Raw genomic sequence first — 18694 nt, 5'->3', positions numbered from 1 at the left:
GATGCCATGACGTCTGTCCTGTCGCCAGCGACAATCACGTGTCAGCGTTGAATGGCGCGAGCGCCAGAAAAAATAGGCGAACACTCCGGCGACCAACAAAAGCAGAAGAACAGGCATTCCTCTGCTTTGCCGATTGACCGAAGTTTTTCAAGGGCTGTCGTATTGGATCAGGCCGCGTTTGCGTATTCGAACAGCTCGGGCTCTTTGTCGGCTTTAACCGGTTCCGGCGTGTAGTAGGCCCATGCCTGCTCCAGCAGTTTCAGCGCCTCTTTAGCGTCGATTTTTTGTTTGGATGTGTTTGCATTCATTGGAGTGATCCTGACTCGAACTCATCGCTCCTCCCTGACCAAAAAATAAGGCAATGCAGCCGGGGCTACATCGCCTTATTTTGCAAGATCGACATGCGTTTACCGCAATTCGGTGCAGGTTATTATACCGCGCGTTCGACCATCATCTTTTTAATCTCGGCAATCGCCTTGGCCGGGTTCAGACCTTTGGGGCAGGTCTTGGCGCAGTTCATGATGGTGTGGCAGCGATAGAGCTTGAACGGATCTTCCAACTCGTCCAGACGCTCACCCGTGGCCTCATCCCGGCTGTCGATGATCCAGCGATATGCGTGCAACAGAGCAGCAGGGCCGAGATACCGGTCGCCGTTCCACCAGTAGCTCGGGCACGAGGTCGAGCAGCTGGCGCACATCACACACTCATAGAGACCATCCAGCTTTTTCCGATCTTCGATCGACTGCTTCCATTCCTTTGCAGGACGGTTGGTCTTGGTTTCCAGCCACGGCATGATCGACGCATGCTGGGCATAGAAATGGGTCAGATCAGGGATAAGGTCCTTGACCACAGGCATATGCGGCAGCGGATAGATTTTCACGTCGCCCTTGATCTCATCCATGCCATAGATACAGGCCAGCGTGTTGATCCCGTCAATATTCATCGCGCACGAGCCGCAGATGCCTTCACGGCATGACCGGCGAAATGTCAGGGTCGGGTCGATTTCGTTCTTGATCTTGATCAGCGCGTCCAAAACCATCGGCCCGCACGTGTCCATATCTACAAAGTAGGTATCGACACGGGGGTTCTGTCCGTCATCCGGGTTCCAGCGATAGATCTGGAACTTTCGCACATTGGTCGCGCCATCCGGCTTTGGCCAAGTCTTGCCGGTGATAATCCGGGAATTTTTGGGCAGGGTCAGTTGAACCATGTCAATTCTCCATTCAGCACAAGGCCGCCTTTCAGCCTGTCCGGGCGCGCTGAGACGCCCCTCGGTTATAATGCCCCCAATGGGCGATGTTCACGTCAAAATCCGACGCGAGCCAGTCCGCAACGCGTTGCGGATCGTCACAGTCGATATCAAAGCGCAGGAAGCGCGGGTTGCCGTCGAAATAGGCTTCTACTTCGGCATGGTGCACATCATACATATGTGCCCAGCCGTGTTTCACTTCATCGGCCGTTTGTCCATTGGCCTTGCAGCATCGCTCAAGGTACCTACCGCCGGAATGGTTGGCACGGGATGCGATCCAGTCATCGCGATTGCGCGTGTTCAGCAAGAAAAAGGCGTCCGGGTAAGCCGCGTGCAGCTCTCGAAAGAACCTCGCGCCGTCCAACATGAAGCGCGAATTGACAAAGGCGATATCGGTGAAGGCCCGGATTGCACCGAACCCATCCAGTGGCCTGCGGCCCATGGCAATGTTTGTAACCATTCTAAGGGCAAGGTTTTTTCCCTGATCATCTTCCCAATGCACCGAAGGGATCCCACTGTTCTGAAACAGCTTGTGAAACGAGGTCGTCGCACATCGGTTCAAGCCGATCAAGATTATCTTGGGATCGCTTTGCCCGGATTGGAGCTTCTCGACTGTCATTGAGAGCACCAGCAAAACATACACCGCCATACGCCTGGCACTTCAGCACTACATGCGCTTACTTGAACGCCCTTCCGACATTTGAAAGGACCAAAAGCGGTAGGCTTGGCTTCCTGGGTCGATATGGTGCTTGTGCCAGTCACTCGTTCATCTCTGCTCGAACACTTTGAACGCGGCAAAGCTGTTCTTTGAGGCATGAGCATGCCCTTTTACGGCAAACGGGTTTTCTTCTTCACAATAGAGTTGCCAGCCGGGCATGAAGTCTTCAATCCAGGCGGAATACAGGCGATGGCGCACATGCTGATTGGAAGGATTCTGGTCAAAATCCGACGAATAGATACAGACAAAACGCTTTGCCAGTCCGAACAGCCGCCGCATGTAGTTTTCGAAAACGCTGTCTTCTGTCAGATGATAAATTACATCCAGCGAAAGAGATACGTCATGCGGCTCAACCTCAGAATCAGCGTTTTTGAACACCCAATTGGGCCGGGATCGAAAAACTTCATTGCAGCGCCGAACGCAAAGGTCTGAGACATCCAAACCGGTATATTTCGGGATATCAAACAATTGCGCCTGATTTCCGTCGCCCGATCCCAATTCCACAACCGATTTTACGCCTTCCATCTCGACCATCGTGTTGATGAAATTCGCTTTGTAGACAGCAAGACGCCCGTAAGACCCCGCACCAGAGGTCTTGCCGCGCTCATATCGGCGTTGCCAATAATCAGTCGAAGAAAACTCAGCCATCTCGCCCCTATTCCTGACCAGCCCTTAGAACGTACGTGCCTTGGGTGCGATTTTCTTCAGGCTGATGCCACCTTCGTCTTCGGTCGTCAGCGGATCGACGATCACGGGACGATAGCTGAGCTCGACCTTGTTGCCTTCGACCCGGCTAACCGTGTGAACACGCCAATTTTCGTCATCACGTGCAGAGAAATCCTCGTGCGCGTGGGCACCTCGGGATTCCTTGCGCGCCTCTGCGCCAACGATCGTAGTCAGCGCGTTGGGCATCAGGTTGGACAGCTCCAGCGTTTCCATCAGGTCACTGTTCCAGACCAGCGACCGGTCGGTGACTTTCAGATCGTCCATCTTCGCAGCGATTGCCGTCATCTTCTCGACGCCTTCGGCCATGGTCTTGGCGGTACGGAACACGGCAGCATCCGCCTGCATGGTTTTCTGCATCTCAAGCCGCAACTCGGCGGTCGGGATGGAACCGCTAGCGTTGCGCACCGCGTCGAACCGGTCAAAGGCCTTATCGACCGATGCCTGGTTCAGAACCGGGTTCGCAGCTTCAGGATTCACGACTTTGCCTGCCCGGATCGCCGCCGCGCGGCCAAAGACCACAAGGTCAATCAGCGAGTTCGAGCCCAAGCGGTTCGCGCCGTGGACCGAGGCGCAACCGGCTTCGCCCACTGCCATGAGGCCCGGAACCACAGCTGTCGGGTTCTCGGCCGTTGGGTTCAGAACTTCACCCCAATAGTTTGTGGGGATACCGCCCATGTTATAGTGCACGGTTGGCAGAACCGGGATCGGTTCCTTGGTGACATCCACGCCGGCAAAGATCTTGGCGCTTTCCGAGATGCCGGGCAGACGTTCTGCCAAAGCTTCGGCTGGGAGGTGACTGAGGTTCAGGTGAATATGATCCCCTTCCGCACCGACACCACGGCCTTCGCGGATTTCCAAGGTCATCGAGCGCGAGACGTAATCGCGCGGTGCGAGGTCCTTGTACTGGGGGGCGTAACGCTCCATGAACCGTTCACCTTCCGAGTTGGTCAGGTAACCGCCCTCGCCACGCGCGCCTTCGGTGATCAGGCAGCCCGATCCGTAGATGCCGGTCGGGTGGAACTGAACGAACTCCATATCCTGCAGCGCCAAGCCCGCGCGGGCCACCATACCGCCACCGTCACCGGTGCAGGTATGGGCCGAGGTCGCGCTGAAATAGGCGCGGCCATACCCGCCGGTCGCCAGCACAACCATCTTGGCATTGAAGACATGCATCGTGCCATCGTCCAGCTTCCAGCAGACAACACCCTGACACTGGCCGTCATCGGACATGATCAGGTCGATGGCGAAGTATTCGATATAAAACTCGGCATTGTTCTTCAGCGACTGGCCATACAGCGTATGAAGGATCGCGTGGCCGGTCCTGTCCGCAGCGGCACAGGTGCGCTGGACTGCCGGGCCTTCGCCGAATTCAGTGGTGTGACCACCAAACGGGCGTTGATAGATCTTACCCTCTTCGGTTCGGCTGAACGGAACGCCATAGTGCTCCAGTTCGTAAACAGCCTTGGGCGCTTCCCGAGCTAGGTATTCCATCGCATCGGTATCGCCCAGCCAATCCGAGCCTTTCACAGTGTCGTACATGTGCCACTGCCAGTGGTCGGGCCCCATGTTTGACAACGACGCGGCGATACCGCCCTGAGCGGCCACAGTATGCGAACGGGTTGGGAAAACCTTGGTTACGCAAGCCGTGCGAAGACCCTGTTCCGCCATACCCAGTGTTGCCCGCAGACCGGCCCCACCGGCACCGACAACGACCACGTCATATTCATGCGTTTCGTATTCGTATGCAGCCATTTCTTTCAGCTCCGGGAATTAAAGGGCAATGCGAGCGACGGCAAAGATGCCAGCCGCAGCCGCGCCATAAGACAAGCAGGTCAACAGAATGATCAGGACCTTTTCAAGCGTGCCGTGAACATAATCTTCAAGCATCACCTGCGCACCGTCCGCGAAGTGTTTGAAGCCAACCGCCAGCGTCAGTGCTGCCACGATGGCAGGGAAAGGTCGCGAGTAGTAGTCGAGAACGACCTCGAATGGCTGGCCCAGGATCGGGCCAAAGGTGAATACAAACAACGGCACAAGGATCAGCAAAGCAACCGAGCTGACTTTCATCGCCCAGAAATGGGCAGTACCGGATTTCGCCGAGCCAAGTCCAGCGGCGCGTTTGCGGTCGGTCAGATAACGCATGTCAGGCCTCCAATCACGCGACGAGGGCAAGGGTCAGAAGGGTCAAGACGACCGATCCGATAACAACAGCCCAACCCATTTTGGTCGCTGTCGGAATATCCAGACCAACTGCATTGTCCCAGATCAGATGCCGCACACCGGCCAGCGTGTGATACCAAAGCCCCCAAACGGACAGCGCCATCACAAGGTCTCCAAGCATCGAGGTTATTACCCCATTCGCTACGGCAAAGGCCTCGGGCGAGGTTGCAGCGGCCAGAAACCACCAGACGATCAACAGAGCTGCGAGCAGAAGGGCGTTACCGGTGATGCGCGTCAGGATGGACGTGATCGACGTCAGCTGCGGGCGATAAATCGACAGATGCGGCGAAAGTGGGCGATTGCCCCGATTTACATCGGCCATGGCGGCTCCTTTTCGGTTGGCTACCGAACGTTTTACTGGTTTTTGCGACACTGTCACGTGCTGCGAGTGCAAAAACCATCAAATTGCGCTCAATTATACGGATAATTCAATTATGTGATCACACAAAATAATCTCGTGATCACATATCACATTCCGCACTGTCAATGTTAGCGTTTTCAAGGCCGAAGAGATGTGATCACGAATCTCTCAAGCCGTCATTTCAGGTCTGCCGTTTGCTGCGTCACTTCGCGCAGCAGTTTTCGACGAATTCGTTCCGGGTAATCCGCGAACCCGGTGGCAGAAACGACAAAGGCACCTTCGCCCACGATGACATTCTCAAAGAAATATGCCGTCAGGTCCGGTTCGCTTTCCTCAATAGCCAGCGCGTTGACAACGATTCCCTCGGCGCGCAGGGCCGCATGTACCCGTGTAGGTTCAATCCCTTCATTGGACACACCGTCCCCTGACAGGTCAATCAGATGCCGTCGGCAGTCGGAAACCGAATCAAATGAACTCAGGGTCATTTGAAGCGCCTCGCCGATTGCCGTCGAAAAATTCCGCCAGATGCGCGGATCGGCGGCGACCCGGTCTGCAAACTGATCCAGCGTGGCAAAGCTATCGATACGGGTCCAGGGGATAGTGATCCGCTGGCGCGATGAGCCGGTCCACTGCACCAGCATCAGCCGCGCCTGCCCCCGCACCAGTGCCTCGGACACGATCGGGTCGCGCAAACCTGCGGCCAACCCATCCATCTGGATGCGATATTCGCTGCTATCGACCGAACCAGAAACGTCCACAGCCAAAGCCAAGGCCAGATCGCAGGCCTGAGCCGCAGGTGCCAGAGTGACGCTGGCCAATATCGCGCGTAGCAGGTTCATTGTGCGAACCTATCACGCCTTGCAAGCCGTGGCGTCACATATCCGTCAGATCACCTATTTGGGCATCAATGCCCAATAGTCGAGATCCAGAAGAACATCTGGCAGGTACCGCCCTTCTTCGTTCTTCAGCTTGAACGGATCACCGCCCTTGGTCGCGACCAGACGCAATCGCACAGCGCCTATGCCGGGAACCCCGGTTTCCGCTTTGTCCAAAACTTCGGACCATGCCTTGATCGTATCACCCGCAAAACAAGGGTTAGCATGGGCGCCACCATTCAAGCCGACAATCATCTGCGCATTTGCAAGGCCATTGAAGGAAAATGCCCGCGCCATCGAGATTACATGCCCACCGTAAATGAGCCGCCCTTCCGGACGGAACGTCAGGTCGTAATGCACCTTGGCGGTGTTCTGCCACAAACGTGTGGCCAGCATATGCTCGGCCTCTTCCACGGTGACACCGTCCACATGATCGATGGTTTCACCGACCTCATAATCGCCCCAGCGGTGCGCCTCGCCCGCGAGGGCAAAATCGTAGTTTGCAAAATCGAGCCCTTCCGGCACGATCAGGTCCTGCGGATCAAGCACAGCCTTCAAATCGGGAACAACCGTCTCGGGCGCGGGTGCATCCATGTTTGCCTTGCGCACCATGACCCAGCGCACATATTCAAGAACCACCTCGTCCAACTGGTTCAACCCGCGGGTACGAACCCAGACAACACCAGTTTTTCCGTTGGAATTCTGCTTCAGGCCGATAACCTCTGATACGGATCGCAGCGTATCGCCGGCAAAAACAGGTTTCAGCCAACGACCTTCGGCATAGCCCAGATTGGCAACCGCGTTCAGAGAAACATCAGGCACGGTCTTGCCGAACACGATGTGGAACGCGGCCAGATCATCTATCGGGCTTTCCGGCAACCCACAGTCCCGGGCAAATTCATCCGAGGAGTAAAGCGCGTGACGTGCGGGATAGAGCGCGTGATACAAGCCGCGCTCTCCCTCGGTCACGGTGCGAGGTACTGCATGCTGCAACACCTGCCCGACAGAATAGTCCTCGAAAAATCGGCCCGGATTTGTTTTTGCCATTACTGCTGTCCCAGTTTCATGTCGGGGGAATAGTCGGCCTCGACCTCTTTGGTCACGGCCTGCGCGCAACGCATTACGTTGCCGTTGGCATCAAAGGCGTAAGCCGGGTCGCCATACAGCTCCCATCCCTTTGACAGGGCGTCGGACACCTTGTGACAGAAGGCCGAAGTGTCTTCTTCGGTCAGCAAGCGATAAAGCTTCGACATCAAATCAAATCCTTATGAGCCGAACGGAGATGGGCCAACCAGCCCATGGATGTACCCGATAATTCCCATCAGAACGATCGAAGCCACAACGAACATCGCATCCTTGCCGTAAGTGCCAGGCTCTGCCGGGGTCCACTCAGGTTCAGACTTGTTGATTACAATGACTTCGACCACCGCCCATGCCAGAAGGCCACCAAACAGGATGATCGAGGCCAGATCGCCGTTCACCAACAGGTGCGCAAAAGCCCACAGTTTGAACCCGCCGAGCATCGGGTGGCGCAGCTTGTTCAGAAGCCGGCCTTTTGTGCCCGCAGGACTCATCAAATAAATCGCGATCAAAACCAACAGGTTGTTGACGTGAATCAGAAAGGTCGGCGGCGCCCAAACGTGGATGAAGTCGGTCATGCGATACCCGAAGATCATCAGAAGGATCGACGCGACCAAAGCCAGGGCAACAGCGCCTTTACCCGCGTCACCCATTGCGGCACGGCGTTCAGGTGCCACACGTTTGAACAGATGCGCCCCCCACCACAGCGCCACACCCAAGATCAGAAGAACAAAGCCCATGCTGGCCTACCCCGCTTGCAAAGCTAATATCGCCTCTGCTTTTGCCAGAATTTCGCGGGCAGTTACAACGTGCAGATTTTCGACAATCTTGCCATCGACAACGGCGACCCCTTGGCCAAGGGCCTCGGTCTCTTCAAAGGCCGAGATCTGGCGGCGAGCCAGGTCGATCTCATCATCCGATGGCGCGAAGGCGGTATTTGCCACTTCGACCTGGGCCGGGTGGATCAGCGTTTTGCCATCAAAGCCCATATCGCGGCCTTGCGCACATTCGAACGCCAGACCTTCGACATCCTTGAAGGCGTTGTAAACACCGTCGATGATGATCAGCCCTTCGGCCTTGGCAGCCAACAAGCACAGCCCTAACGAGGTCATCATCGGCAGGCGATCTGGGCGGAAGCGGGTTTGCAGCTCTTTCGCCAGATCATTTGTTCCCATCACGAATCCGGCCATCAGCGGATGCGCGGCGATTTCTGCTGCGTTCAGCATTCCACGCGGGGTTTCCATCATAGCCCAGATCGGCAAATCTCCGGTGATCGCAGCCAGCGCGTCTACGTCAGCCGCCGAATTCACTTTAGGCAACAGGACAACGTCGGCATCCATTTCGCGCACAGCCTCGGCATCCGCACGGCCCCATTCGGTGTCTAACCCGTTGATCCGGACAATCTTGACGCGTGATCCGTACCCTCCGGCAGCCAAAGCCGCCTTGAGCGTTTCGCGCGCATTGTCCTTTTCGTCGGCTGCGACCGCGTCTTCCAGATCAAATATGATTGCATCTACCGGCAGAGTGCGGGCCTTTTCCAAAGCCCGATCCCGGGACCCGGGGATATAGAGAACCGAACGATAGGGGCGCTGACGAGGATCCATGGGCCACTCCCATTGAAATAAAGTTGCGCGGAATGGGGCATTTTTTACCGGAAAGTTCAAGCCCAAAATTGCCGCACCGCAGCAAACACGACGCAACGTGCTTTGCCTTAACTGAATTTCGGCCCCTGCGCGGCACCCTGACCGGCAGAGGGAACCGAAAGGATTCGGGATGCGAAAGACAATGTTCAAGATGACGATGGGACTTGGGATCATGGTTCTGGCGGCACAACAGGTACAGGCCCAGGGGCAAAACTGCGCACCGCGAGAGGATGTGCTGGAAAGGCTGACCGACACTTATGGCGAAACGCGCAGGGGCTTTGGTCTGGCCCAGCAAGGCGCGGTCATGGAGCTTTTCGCCTCAACTCAAAGCGGCAGCTGGACCATCACGGTGACCTTGCCCAACGGGGTCACCTGCCTCGTCGCTTCGGGGCAAGCTTTTGAGGCTGTAGCCGAAGCGCTGCCCCCGAACGCCTGATCAGGTAAGTGCGTCCCAGATCAGCTTACTGCCTGTGAGGGTCAGCAGCACATAGGCAATTCCAAAGAACAGGCGTTCGGACAACATGAAATGTGCACGGACGCCCAGCCAGGCACCGAGAACAGCAAACGGTGTTAACAGCATATCGGCCCATGCCGTCTGCCACGTGAACATGCCCAGATAAGCGTAGGGTACAAACTTCGCGATATTAATCACCCAGAAGACCAATACTGTACTGGCTTGAAACTCGGTCTTGGTCAGCCGTTGGGACAACAAGTAAACGGCAGCCGGAGGGCCTCCGGCATGGCTGACAAAGCTGGTGAATCCCGCGACCAGCCCTGCAAGCAGGCCAGCGGAGGGTGGCAACCGTCTGGCAAACCCGCGCACCCAGCCTTTTGACTGTGCGATCTGCCAGATCACGAACCCGACCGAGATGCCGCCTATCAGCAGGCGCAGCAGGTCATCATCCGTTGAACGGTAAAGCCATGCCCCCATTGCCACACCGGGTACAGCACCCAGGATCAGCAGGCGCGCATCCCCCCAGTTCCACCGCTTCCAATAAGGGCCCAAAGTGGCCACATCGATGACCATCAGAATCGGCAGCATCAGGGCCAGGGCCTGCCCGGGCGTTAGGATCAAGGCCAGAATCGATGATGACGCAAAGGCCACGCCCGAGCCGAAACCACCCTTCGAGATACCCGCAAAAATCACCGCCGGGATCGCCACTGCAAAAAACATCAGGTTCAATTCAAACATGCACCGGTCCCGGTTTTGGCTTGTCTCAAAGGCCCTTTAGCGCAACCACATAGGGTCTCGCAAACGGTATGCGGTTGTATGCCACGTCGCAGAACTCTTGCCTAATGCCGTTTTAACGACTAGCACAGCCGCGATTTCAAAACCGACCGGAGATATTCCAAATGGCCAGACCCAAGATTGCGCTGATCGGCGCGGGGAACATCGGCGGCACGCTTGCGCATCTTGCAGCTGTCAAAGAACTGGGTGACGTTGTCCTGTTTGACATCGCTGACGGGTTGCCACAGGGCAAGGCGCTCGACATCGCCGAATCCGGCCCGTCCGAAGGCTTTGACGCCTCGATGAAAGGCACCAGCGACTATGCCGATATCGCCGGCGCGGATGTCTGCATCGTGACCGCAGGCGTAGCCCGCAAACCGGGCATGAGCCGCGATGACCTGCTGGGCATCAACCTGAAAGTCATGAAGTCGGTCGGCGAAGGTATCGCAGCACATGCGCCCGATGCGTTCGTGATCTGCATCACCAACCCGCTGGACGCGATGGTCTGGGCGCTGCGCGAATTCTCGGGCCTGCCGCATAACAAAGTCTGCGGCATGGCTGGCGTGCTGGATTCAGCACGTTTCGCGCATTTCCTGTCGGAAGAGTTCAACGTCTCGATGCGCGATGTGACCGCGTTCGTATTGGGCGGCCACGGCGACACCATGGTACCATCAGTTCGTTATTCGACCGTTGCTGGTATCCCTCTGCCTGATCTGGTTGAAATGGGCTGGACCTCGCAAGAAAAGCTGGACGCCATCGTACAGCGCACCCGTGATGGTGGCGCCGAAATCGTAGGCCTGCTGAAAACCGGATCGGCTTATTACGCGCCCGCCACCTCGGCGATCGAAATGACCGAAGCCTATCTGAAAGACCAAAAGCGTGTTCTGCCTTGTGCGGCGTACTGCAGCGGTGAGTTGGGCGTTAACGGCCTTTATGTCGGGGTGCCGACAGTCATTGGCGCAGGCGGCGTCGAGCGCATCGTTAACATCAAGCTGAACGAAGACGAGCAAGCCGGTTTCGACAATTCGGTCAACGCCGTGAAAGGCCTGATCGAGGCGTGCAAAGGCATCGACAGCTCGTTGGCGTAAAACTGCCAGACAATCCGAATTTGAGGCCGGCCCAATTATGGGCCGGTTTTCATTTTCCACCGCGGACCCCGGCCGCATATGTTGGCGCAAACGTCGCAAATCCCTTTTTTCGAATGTGATTTCAAAAAACTGTGCAGGAATATCGAATCAATCGATGGCACTTGAATTTTTGTGATCACACCCTAAAAACCCGTGATCACAAATGTTGAAAATCTTCGACAATTTCCCGTCTCAGGTCAAAAAACCCTTTAAATTTGCCCGCTAGACACGCCTATAACGGTTAAACGCAGTCAGACGGGACAATTTCGATGAACATTCACGAATATCAGGCCAAGGCTCTTCTTCGCAGCTACGGCGCTCCGGTCTCCGATGGTCGCGCCGTGCTGCGCGCCGAGGAAGCCAAAACCGCAGCCGGTGAACTGGATGGGCCGCTTTGGGTCGTCAAGGCGCAGATACACGCGGGCGGCCGCGGCAAAGGATCCTTCAAAGAGGCCGATGCAGGTGAAAAGGGCGGTGTCCGTCTGACGAAGTCGGTCGAAGAAGCGGCCGAAGAAGCCAAGAAGATGCTGGGTCGCACTCTGGTCACCCATCAGACGGGTCCGGCAGGCAAGCAGGTCAATCGCATCTATATCGAAGCCGGTTCCGGCATCGAGCGTGAACTGTACCTGGCCCTGCTGGTAGATCGTCAGACCAGCCGTATCTCGTTTGTCTGCTCGACGGAAGGCGGTATGGACATCGAAGAGGTTGCTGCCGCGACGCCCGAGAAAATCCTGTCCTTCTCGGTTGACCCGGCCACCGGTTACCAACCCTACCACGGCCGCCGCATTGCGTTTTCGCTGGGTTTGGAGGGCGCGCAGGTCAAGCAATGTGTCAGGCTTATGGGCATCCTCTACAAGGCCTTCGTCGAGAAGGATATGGAGATGCTGGAGATTAACCCACTGATCGTATCCGACAGTGGCGACCTGAAAGTGCTGGATGCCAAGGTTGGCTTTGACGGCAATGCGGTCTACCGCCACCCGGATATCGCCGAACTGCGCGACACGACCGAGGAAGATCCCAAGGAACTGGAAGCCAGCAAATACGACCTGAACTACATCGCACTGGATGGTGAGATCGGCTGCATGGTGAACGGTGCCGGTCTGGCGATGGCTACGATGGACATCATCAAACTGTATGGTGCCGAACCTGCCAACTTCCTCGACGTGGGTGGCGGTGCAACCAAAGAGAAGGTGACCGAGGCGTTCAAGATCATCACCTCGGACCCGCAGGTCAAAGGCATTCTGGTCAATATCTTCGGCGGCATCATGCGCTGTGACGTCATCGCCGAGGGCGTGGTGGCTGCGGTGAAAGAGGTCGGTCTGCAGGTTCCGCTTGTCGTGCGACTGGAAGGCACCAATGTCGAGAAAGGCAAAGAAATCATCAACAACTCGGGTCTGGACGTGATCGCGGCGGACAACCTGAAAGACGGTGCCGAGAAGATCGTCAAGGCGGTTAAGGGGTAAGCAAGTTGCTGTGGAGTGGGCTACAGGCCGACCCCACGGCAACTACAATCCAACTTTATCCATTTCACGCGGGAAATCGAAAGAAACAATCGATCTGATGTCCATCCCCATCTTCCTCATAGGTCTTGAACGCGCCACCGGGCGGGCGCGTTTGATGGCACAGGAGCTGCAAAAGGCAGGCCTGTCGGCGACGCGCGTCAACGCTGTTGATTGCGACGCCGCCACCCGTGAGGATTTTCTGCGTGAATGCCGGTCCGAGGGACCTTGGGGTTATTTCCATACCAAGGACATGGCCTGCACCCTAAGCCATGCCAGGGCGTGGGAGGCCGTTGTCGCCTCCGGTGCGGAACAGGCCTTGATACTTGAGGATGATGTTTTCCTGTCGCCAGAACTGGCGGATTGGTTGAACGATGCGTCCTGGTGGCCAGAGGATGCCGATATCGTGCGGTTCGAACGCTGGCGCAGTACAAAGCTTTACCTCGCTCTTGGGCGCAAGCGTGTGTCTCATCTGGGTCGGGAGCTGTGCCTGATGCGCTCGCGCCACCCTGGCGGTGCCGCATATGCGTTGACCCGAAAAGCAGCAGAACATTTTCTGGCGCAAAAGCCTTATGACATCGCGCTGGATGGCCTGTTGTTCAACCCGTCAGCCTCGCCCGCGGCGCGTCGGGTCAATGTCTATCAGGTGATCCCTGCCATGGTCGAGCAAGGCAACGATTCGCCGGACGAAATCCAGATGGGTGCCCCCCGCGCACGCCCTACGGGCTGGCCGCTGGTCCGACAAAAAATCAGGCGCGGTATCGCCGAAATCAGCAGCGGCCTGCGCACGATGGCCGATCTGGCCCTTGGTCGCGCCACGCTTCAGAAAATCACCTATGCGCCGCAGGTCCTTCCAGCGGCTGAACCCTATCAATCCCACACCGCCTAGAGAAAGGGACAAAATGGCAGTCCTCATCGATGAAAACACCAAAGTGATCTGTCAGGGCTTTACCGGCTCGCAAGGTACATTCCACAGCGAACAGGCTATTGCCTATGGCACCAAGATGGTCGGCGGCGTGACCCCCGGCAAAGGCGGGATGGAGCATCTGGGTCTTCCCGTGTTCAACTCGGTCCACGAGGCCAAGCACGTGACCGAAGCCAACGCATCGGTGATCTACGTACCGCCCCCATTCGCGGCGGATTCGATCCTCGAAGCGATTGATGCCGAGATGGAAGTGATTGTCTGCATCACCGAAGGTATCCCGGTTCTGGACATGATGAAGGTGAAACGCGCGCTGGAAGGCAGCAAGTCGCGCCTGATTGGCCCGAACTGCCCCGGTGTCATCACGCCTGACGCCTGCAAGATCGGTATCATGCCCGGCCATATTCACAAACGCGGGAGCGTGGGTGTCGTTTCCCGCTCGGGTACGCTTACTTATGAAGCCGTGAAACAGACAACGGACGTAGGACTGGGCCAGTCCACCTGTGTGGGCATTGGCGGCGACCCGATCAAAGGGACTGAGCATATCGACGTGCTGGAATGGTTCCTGGCAGATGACGAGACCACGTCGATCATCATGATTGGCGAGATCGGCGGCTCGGCCGAGGAAGAAGCCGCGCAGTTCCTGGCAGATGAGGCCAAGAAAGGCCGCAAAAAGCCGGTTGCAGGCTTCATCGCAGGCCGCACGGCTCCTCCGGGCCGCCGCATGGGCCACGCGGGCGCGATCGTCGCCGGTGGCAAAGGCGGTGCCGAGGACAAGATCGAAGCCATGCGCTCGGCCGGTATCGTCGTGGCCGAAAGCCCGGCGCAGCTGGGTGAGGCCGTGCTGGAAGCGATTGGGTAAATTGTGAACTGGGGCACAAAAATCCTTTTTGGCCTTGTGGCTGCCATCTCGGCAGCCACTACTGCCCCTGCTGTTGCCGACAGCTCGAGCTTCGCTTCTGATACCGTTGCGGCTTGCCAGTCCGCAATTGATCTAGCGACAGTGACCGATACCCTAATCGAGATTGGCTGGTCTCCGGTGGTCCCAGCGGAACTTGACGAACGCGCAATAAAGTCTTTTGCCGCAACGTTACTTGCAGAACAGTTTGGCTATGGTGACGTTGCCAATCCGCGCATAACAAGAACATGGGAACTTGCACTCAAGAATGCCGCCGGGACTCGTAATCTAAAGATTGTCGAAAGCACACAACAAAAAGATCGTTGGTTTGTTAAACTTCAAACCGGAAGCGTTTTGCGCATCGACAGTTATGTGCATGACACCTACGGCCATCTAAGTTGCGTGATTGCGCTCAAAAATGAAGAATCGCCAGTGACATTTGAGCGTTTGCTTGGGGACACAGGACGTGATCCTGCGACCTTGCCTCCAGTGCATCGTCTTCGATCGCAATCATATGAAAGAAACGGCCTAAAACGGGTTCTGAACGGTGCGGTCCTGAACACCGAGCGCATTTCCGCCGTGTCGGGCATTGACATTGATGTGTCCTCTGTTTTCTCAACTTATGTCACGAAACAGTCAGAGAACTAAGAATGACCTTCTCCGACGCCATACGCACCTGCTTCTCCAAGTTCTTCACTTTCTCGGGCCGTGCTTCGCGGCCCGAATACTGGTTCTTTTTCCTGTTCATCGTGATCTGGAACATCATTGCCGGGATCATCGACTGGCAGTTCTTCACGCAGGTCGCGGTGACGGAAACCGAAACCTCGAAATCCGTGTCGGCCACGTCCTCGCAACCGGTGCAGGGCATCGTCAGCCTGATCGTCTTCTTTCCCCATCTGGCAGTTGCTTTCCGGCGGATGCATGATACCGGTCGCAGCGGGCTGTATGCTCTGCTGCCGATCCTGTTGATCCTTGGCGCCGGAGCCGTGCTCGTTTTCGGTATCGGCCTGGCCTCTCATTTCCAGCATGGTGGCAGGCTGGATATCCTGTTTACCCGCGCCACGTTGCTCATCGTTCTTCCGACACTACTGGTACTGGTCGTGTCGCCCCTCCTGGTTCTATGGTGGCTGACACGCCCCAGCCAGCCAGGCACCAATCAATACGGTCCCAACCCAACAGAGGTAGCCCTATGACCGAACATTCGCCCAATTCCGCCTTTCATGCCTCAAGCTTCATGCAGGGGCATAATGCCGAATATCTGGAGCAGCTTTATGCGCAATACACAAAGAACCCCGGTGCGGTGGATGCCGCATGGGGCGCGTTCTTTGATGCCATGGGCGATGATGCCCCCGATGTTCAACGCGAAGCCGAAGGCCCGTCCTGGGCGCGCACCGACTGGCCGCCGATGCCAGCAGACGACCTGACTGGTGCGCTGACTGGTGAATGGGCCGAGATTGACGCCAAAGCGGCGGGCAAGAAGATCAAGGACAAGGCGGCTGAAAAAGGGGCTGAGGTCAGCGACGATCAGATCAAACGCGCCGTGCTGGACAGTTTGCGAGCACTGATGCTGATCCGGGCCTACCGCATCCGGGGCCATCTGGCCGCGGATCTGGACCCGCTGGGTATGCGCGCTGCCAGCACCCATCCTGAGCTGGACCCGAAGACTTACGGTTTCACCGATGCCGACATGGATCGCCCGATCTTTATCGACAACGTGCTGGGATTACAGGTCGCTTCGATGCGGCAGATCGTTGAGATCGTGAAACGCACATATTGCGGCACCTTTGCGCTGCAGTACATGCATATCTCGAACCCGGAAGAGGCCGCGTGGCTGAAGGAGCGGATCGAGGGCTATGGCAAGGAAATCGCGTTCACCAAGGAAGGCCGCAAGGCGATCCTGAACAAGATGGTCGAGGCCGAGGGCTTTGAGAAGTTCCTGCACGTCAAGTACATGGGCACCAAGCGGTTCGGTCTGGACGGTGGCGAGGCGCTAATCCCGGCGATGGAACAGATCATCAAGCGCGGTGGCGCGCTTGGCCTCAGTGACATCGTCATCGGGATGCCGCACCGGGGTCGCCTGAACATTCTGGCCAACGTGATGGGCAAGCCTTATCGCGCGATTTTCAACGAATTCCAGGGCGGTAGCTTCAAGCCAGAGGACGTGGACGGCTCTGGCGATGTGAAATATCACCTCGGCGCCTCAAGCGATCGCGAATTCGATGGCAACAGTGTGCACCTGTCATTGACCGCCAACCCCTCTCACCTTGAGGCGGTAAACCCGGTGGTTCTGGGTAAGGTTCGCGCCAAGCAAGACCAACTGGGCGACACGGACCGTACCAGGGTCATGGCGATATTGCTGCACGGTGACGCGGCCTTTGCCGGTCAGGGTGTTGTGGCCGAGGGTTTTGGCCTGTCCGGCCTGAAAGGGCACAGAACCGGCGGCACCATGCACATCGTGGTCAACAACCAGATCGGGTTCACTACCGCGCCGCATTTCAGCCGCTCGAGCCCCTATCCCACCGATATCGCGCTGATGGTCGAGGCCCCGATCTTCCATGTGAACGGCGACGACCCCGAGGCGGTAGTTCACGCCGCGAAGGTGGCGACCGAGTTCCGCCAGAAGTTCCATAAAGACGTGGTTCTGGACATCTTCTGCTATCGCCGGTTTGGCCATAACGAGGGCGATGAGCCCATGTTCACCAACCCGATCATGTACAAGAAGATCAAAACCCATAAGACAACGCTTTCCTTGTATACCGAGCGGCTGGTCAAGGACGGGCTGATCCCCGAGGGTGAGATCGAAGATATGAAGGCCGCCTTTCAGGCTCACCTGAACGACGAGTTCGAGGCCGGGAAAGACTATAAACCCAACAAGGCCGACTGGCTGGATGGGCGCTGGTCGCATCTGGACAGGAACAAGGATGATTATGTCCGGGGTGAAACAGCGATCTCGGCAGAGACACTGGCGGAAATCGGAGCCGCGCTGACCAAGGCTCCTGACGATTTCGCAATGCACAAAACCGTTGAGCGGTTGCTGGAACATAAGAAACAGATGTTCGAGACCGGTGCAGGCTTCGACTGGGCCACGGGCGAGGCACTGGCGTTTGGCTCGTTGCTGACCGAGGGATACCCCGTGCGTCTGGCCGGACAGGATGCAACACGGGGCACGTTCAGCCAGCGTCACTCTGGGTTTGTTCATCAGGAAACCGAAGAACGGTATTACCCGCTTAACAACATCCGTGCCGGGCAATCCCAATACGATGTCATTGATTCGATGCTGTCCGAATACGCGGTGCTGGGTTTCGAATACGGCTATTCGCTTGCAGAACCGAACGCTCTGGTTCTGTGGGAGGCGCAGTTCGGCGACTTTGCCAACGGTGCGCAGATCATGTTCGATCAGTTCATCAGCTCGGGTGAAAGCAAGTGGCTGCGGATGTCCGGTCTGGTCACACTGCTGCCGCATGGCTTTGAAGGGCAAGGCCCAGAACACTCGTCAGCGCGTTTGGAACGGTTCCTGCAAATGTGCGGTCAGGACAACTGGATCGTGGCGAATTGTACGACACCCGCGAACTATTTCCACATCCTGCGCCGTCAGTTGCACCGGACCTTCCGGAAACCACTGATCCTAGTGACGCCGAAGTCGCTGTTGCGTCACAAGCTGGCCGTCAGCACGGCGGATGACTTCACCACAGGCTCCAGCTTCCACCGGGTGCTGTGGGATGACGCGCAAAAAGGCAACTCTGACACCAAGCTGGTGGCCGATGACAAGATCAAGCGCGTCGTCATGTGTTCCGGCAAGGTCTATTTCGACCTGTTGGAGGAACGCGATGCGCGTGGCATCGACGACATCTACCTGATGCGGATCGAACAATTCTATCCGTTCCCGGCACATTCACTGATCAACGAACTCGAACGATTCAAGAATGCCGAGATGGTCTGGTGTCAGGAAGAGCCCAAGAACCAGGGTGCGTGGACCTTTATTGAACCCAACATTGAATGGGTCCTGTCCCGTATCGATGCAAAACACACGCGCCCGACCTATGCCGGTCGCGCCACATCGGCCTCGCCCGCAACGGGGCTGGCCAGCCAACACAAAGCCCAACAAGAAGCGCTGGTAAACGAAGCGCTGAGCATTGAAGGAAAGTAAG

21 protein-coding genes are annotated in these 18694 nt (G+C 57.0%); 8 read left to right on the top strand and 13 right to left on the bottom strand.

What is annotated here, in order from left to right:
- Window positions 1-167 precede the first annotated feature (167 nt).
- The 12 genes from ACR0NZ_RS09400 to ACR0NZ_RS09345 all read right to left on the bottom strand — a co-directional run bounded on the left by ACR0NZ_RS09400 (window position 168) and on the right by ACR0NZ_RS09345 (window position 8833).
- On the bottom strand, window positions 168-308 hold the full coding sequence (locus ACR0NZ_RS09400; protein ID WP_267363816.1) for a hypothetical protein: 141 nt from the start codon (window positions 306-308) through the stop codon (window positions 168-170).
- A 122-nt stretch (window positions 309-430) separates the two neighbouring features.
- Window positions 431-1210: a succinate dehydrogenase iron-sulfur subunit gene (locus tag ACR0NZ_RS09395; protein ID WP_117870326.1), complete on the bottom strand. Its 780-nt coding sequence runs from the start codon at window positions 1208-1210 to the stop codon at window positions 431-433.
- Between the two features lie 31 nt (window positions 1211-1241).
- Window positions 1242-1868, bottom strand: coding sequence for a sulfotransferase (locus ACR0NZ_RS09390; protein ID WP_480518455.1), 627 nt, complete (start codon window positions 1866-1868; stop codon window positions 1242-1244).
- 147 nt (window positions 1869-2015) lie between these two features.
- Entirely contained in the window at window positions 2016-2615 is a 600-nt protein-coding gene (locus ACR0NZ_RS09385; RefSeq protein WP_480518453.1) for a hypothetical protein, read from the bottom strand.
- Between the two features lie 24 nt (window positions 2616-2639).
- Window positions 2640-4445, bottom strand: a complete 1806-nt coding sequence (gene sdhA, locus ACR0NZ_RS09380; RefSeq protein WP_480518451.1) for a succinate dehydrogenase flavoprotein subunit — start codon at window positions 4443-4445, stop codon at window positions 2640-2642.
- Between the two features lie 18 nt (window positions 4446-4463).
- Window positions 4464-4835, bottom strand: coding sequence for a succinate dehydrogenase, hydrophobic membrane anchor protein (gene sdhD / locus ACR0NZ_RS09375; RefSeq protein WP_480475100.1), 372 nt, complete (start codon window positions 4833-4835; stop codon window positions 4464-4466).
- A 13-nt stretch (window positions 4836-4848) separates the two neighbouring features.
- Window positions 4849-5235, bottom strand: a complete 387-nt coding sequence (gene sdhC, locus ACR0NZ_RS09370) for a succinate dehydrogenase, cytochrome b556 subunit (RefSeq protein ID WP_480518449.1) — start codon at window positions 5233-5235, stop codon at window positions 4849-4851.
- Window positions 5236-5450: 215 nt separating this feature from the next.
- Entirely contained in the window at window positions 5451-6113 is a 663-nt protein-coding gene (locus ACR0NZ_RS09365) for a DUF1194 domain-containing protein (protein ID WP_480475096.1), read from the bottom strand.
- A 54-nt stretch (window positions 6114-6167) separates the two neighbouring features.
- Entirely contained in the window at window positions 6168-7196 is a 1029-nt protein-coding gene (locus ACR0NZ_RS09360; protein WP_480518447.1) for a MaoC family dehydratase, read from the bottom strand.
- Complete coding sequence (locus ACR0NZ_RS09355) at window positions 7196-7402, bottom strand: DUF1737 domain-containing protein (RefSeq protein ID WP_209506521.1); 207 nt, start codon at window positions 7400-7402, stop codon at window positions 7196-7198. The genes ACR0NZ_RS09360 and ACR0NZ_RS09355 overlap by 1 nt, the downstream gene beginning before the upstream one ends.
- Before the next feature lie 12 nt (window positions 7403-7414).
- Window positions 7415-7969, bottom strand: coding sequence for an NnrU family protein (locus ACR0NZ_RS09350; RefSeq protein WP_480494302.1), 555 nt, complete (start codon window positions 7967-7969; stop codon window positions 7415-7417).
- 6 nt (window positions 7970-7975) lie between these two features.
- Window positions 7976-8833, bottom strand: a complete 858-nt coding sequence (locus ACR0NZ_RS09345; protein WP_480494304.1) for an HpcH/HpaI aldolase/citrate lyase family protein — start codon at window positions 8831-8833, stop codon at window positions 7976-7978.
- Between the two features lie 169 nt (window positions 8834-9002).
- Here ACR0NZ_RS09345 and ACR0NZ_RS09340 point away from each other — a divergent pair, with 169 nt between their 5' ends.
- Complete coding sequence (locus ACR0NZ_RS09340) at window positions 9003-9308, top strand: hypothetical protein (protein WP_480494306.1); 306 nt, start codon at window positions 9003-9005, stop codon at window positions 9306-9308.
- On the opposite strand, the gene ACR0NZ_RS09335 is transcribed toward ACR0NZ_RS09340, so the two are convergent.
- Window positions 9309-10064, bottom strand: a complete 756-nt coding sequence (locus ACR0NZ_RS09335; protein ID WP_480518445.1) for a sulfite exporter TauE/SafE family protein — start codon at window positions 10062-10064, stop codon at window positions 9309-9311. It lies immediately after the preceding gene.
- Window positions 10065-10225: 161 nt separating this feature from the next.
- On the opposite strand from ACR0NZ_RS09335, the gene mdh reads away from it, so the two are divergent.
- From mdh to ACR0NZ_RS09300, 7 genes are all read left to right on the top strand, one after another.
- Window positions 10226-11188 carry a malate dehydrogenase gene (mdh, locus tag ACR0NZ_RS09330; protein ID WP_480518443.1) on the top strand — a complete coding sequence of 321 codons (963 nt, stop codon included), beginning with the start codon at window positions 10226-10228 and terminating at the stop codon, window positions 11186-11188.
- A gap of 308 nt (window positions 11189-11496) precedes the next feature.
- On the top strand, window positions 11497-12690 hold the full coding sequence (gene sucC, locus ACR0NZ_RS09325; RefSeq protein WP_267363198.1) for an ADP-forming succinate--CoA ligase subunit beta: 1194 nt from the start codon (window positions 11497-11499) through the stop codon (window positions 12688-12690).
- 97 nt (window positions 12691-12787) lie between these two features.
- Entirely contained in the window at window positions 12788-13615 is an 828-nt protein-coding gene (locus tag ACR0NZ_RS09320; protein ID WP_480518441.1) for a glycosyltransferase family 25 protein, read from the top strand.
- 13 nt (window positions 13616-13628) lie between these two features.
- Window positions 13629-14510 carry a succinate--CoA ligase subunit alpha gene (sucD, locus tag ACR0NZ_RS09315; protein ID WP_209506539.1) on the top strand — a complete coding sequence of 294 codons (882 nt, stop codon included), beginning with the start codon at window positions 13629-13631 and terminating at the stop codon, window positions 14508-14510.
- A 3-nt stretch (window positions 14511-14513) separates the two neighbouring features.
- Window positions 14514-15194 (top strand): hypothetical protein, encoded by a 681-nt coding sequence (locus tag ACR0NZ_RS09310; protein WP_480483141.1) that lies wholly within the window; start codon window positions 14514-14516, stop codon window positions 15192-15194.
- A 2-nt stretch (window positions 15195-15196) separates the two neighbouring features.
- Window positions 15197-15739: a DUF805 domain-containing protein gene (locus tag ACR0NZ_RS09305; RefSeq protein ID WP_480475080.1), complete on the top strand. Its 543-nt coding sequence runs from the start codon at window positions 15197-15199 to the stop codon at window positions 15737-15739.
- Window positions 15736-18693, top strand: coding sequence for a 2-oxoglutarate dehydrogenase E1 component (locus tag ACR0NZ_RS09300; protein WP_480475078.1), 2958 nt, complete (start codon window positions 15736-15738; stop codon window positions 18691-18693). Before ACR0NZ_RS09305 ends, ACR0NZ_RS09300 begins: the two co-directional genes overlap by 4 nt.
- Window position 18694 lies beyond the last annotated feature (1 nt).

The organism is Ruegeria sp. AE3, from assembly GCF_056542225.1.
This window is presented reverse-complemented; position numbering and strand designations above follow the sequence as displayed.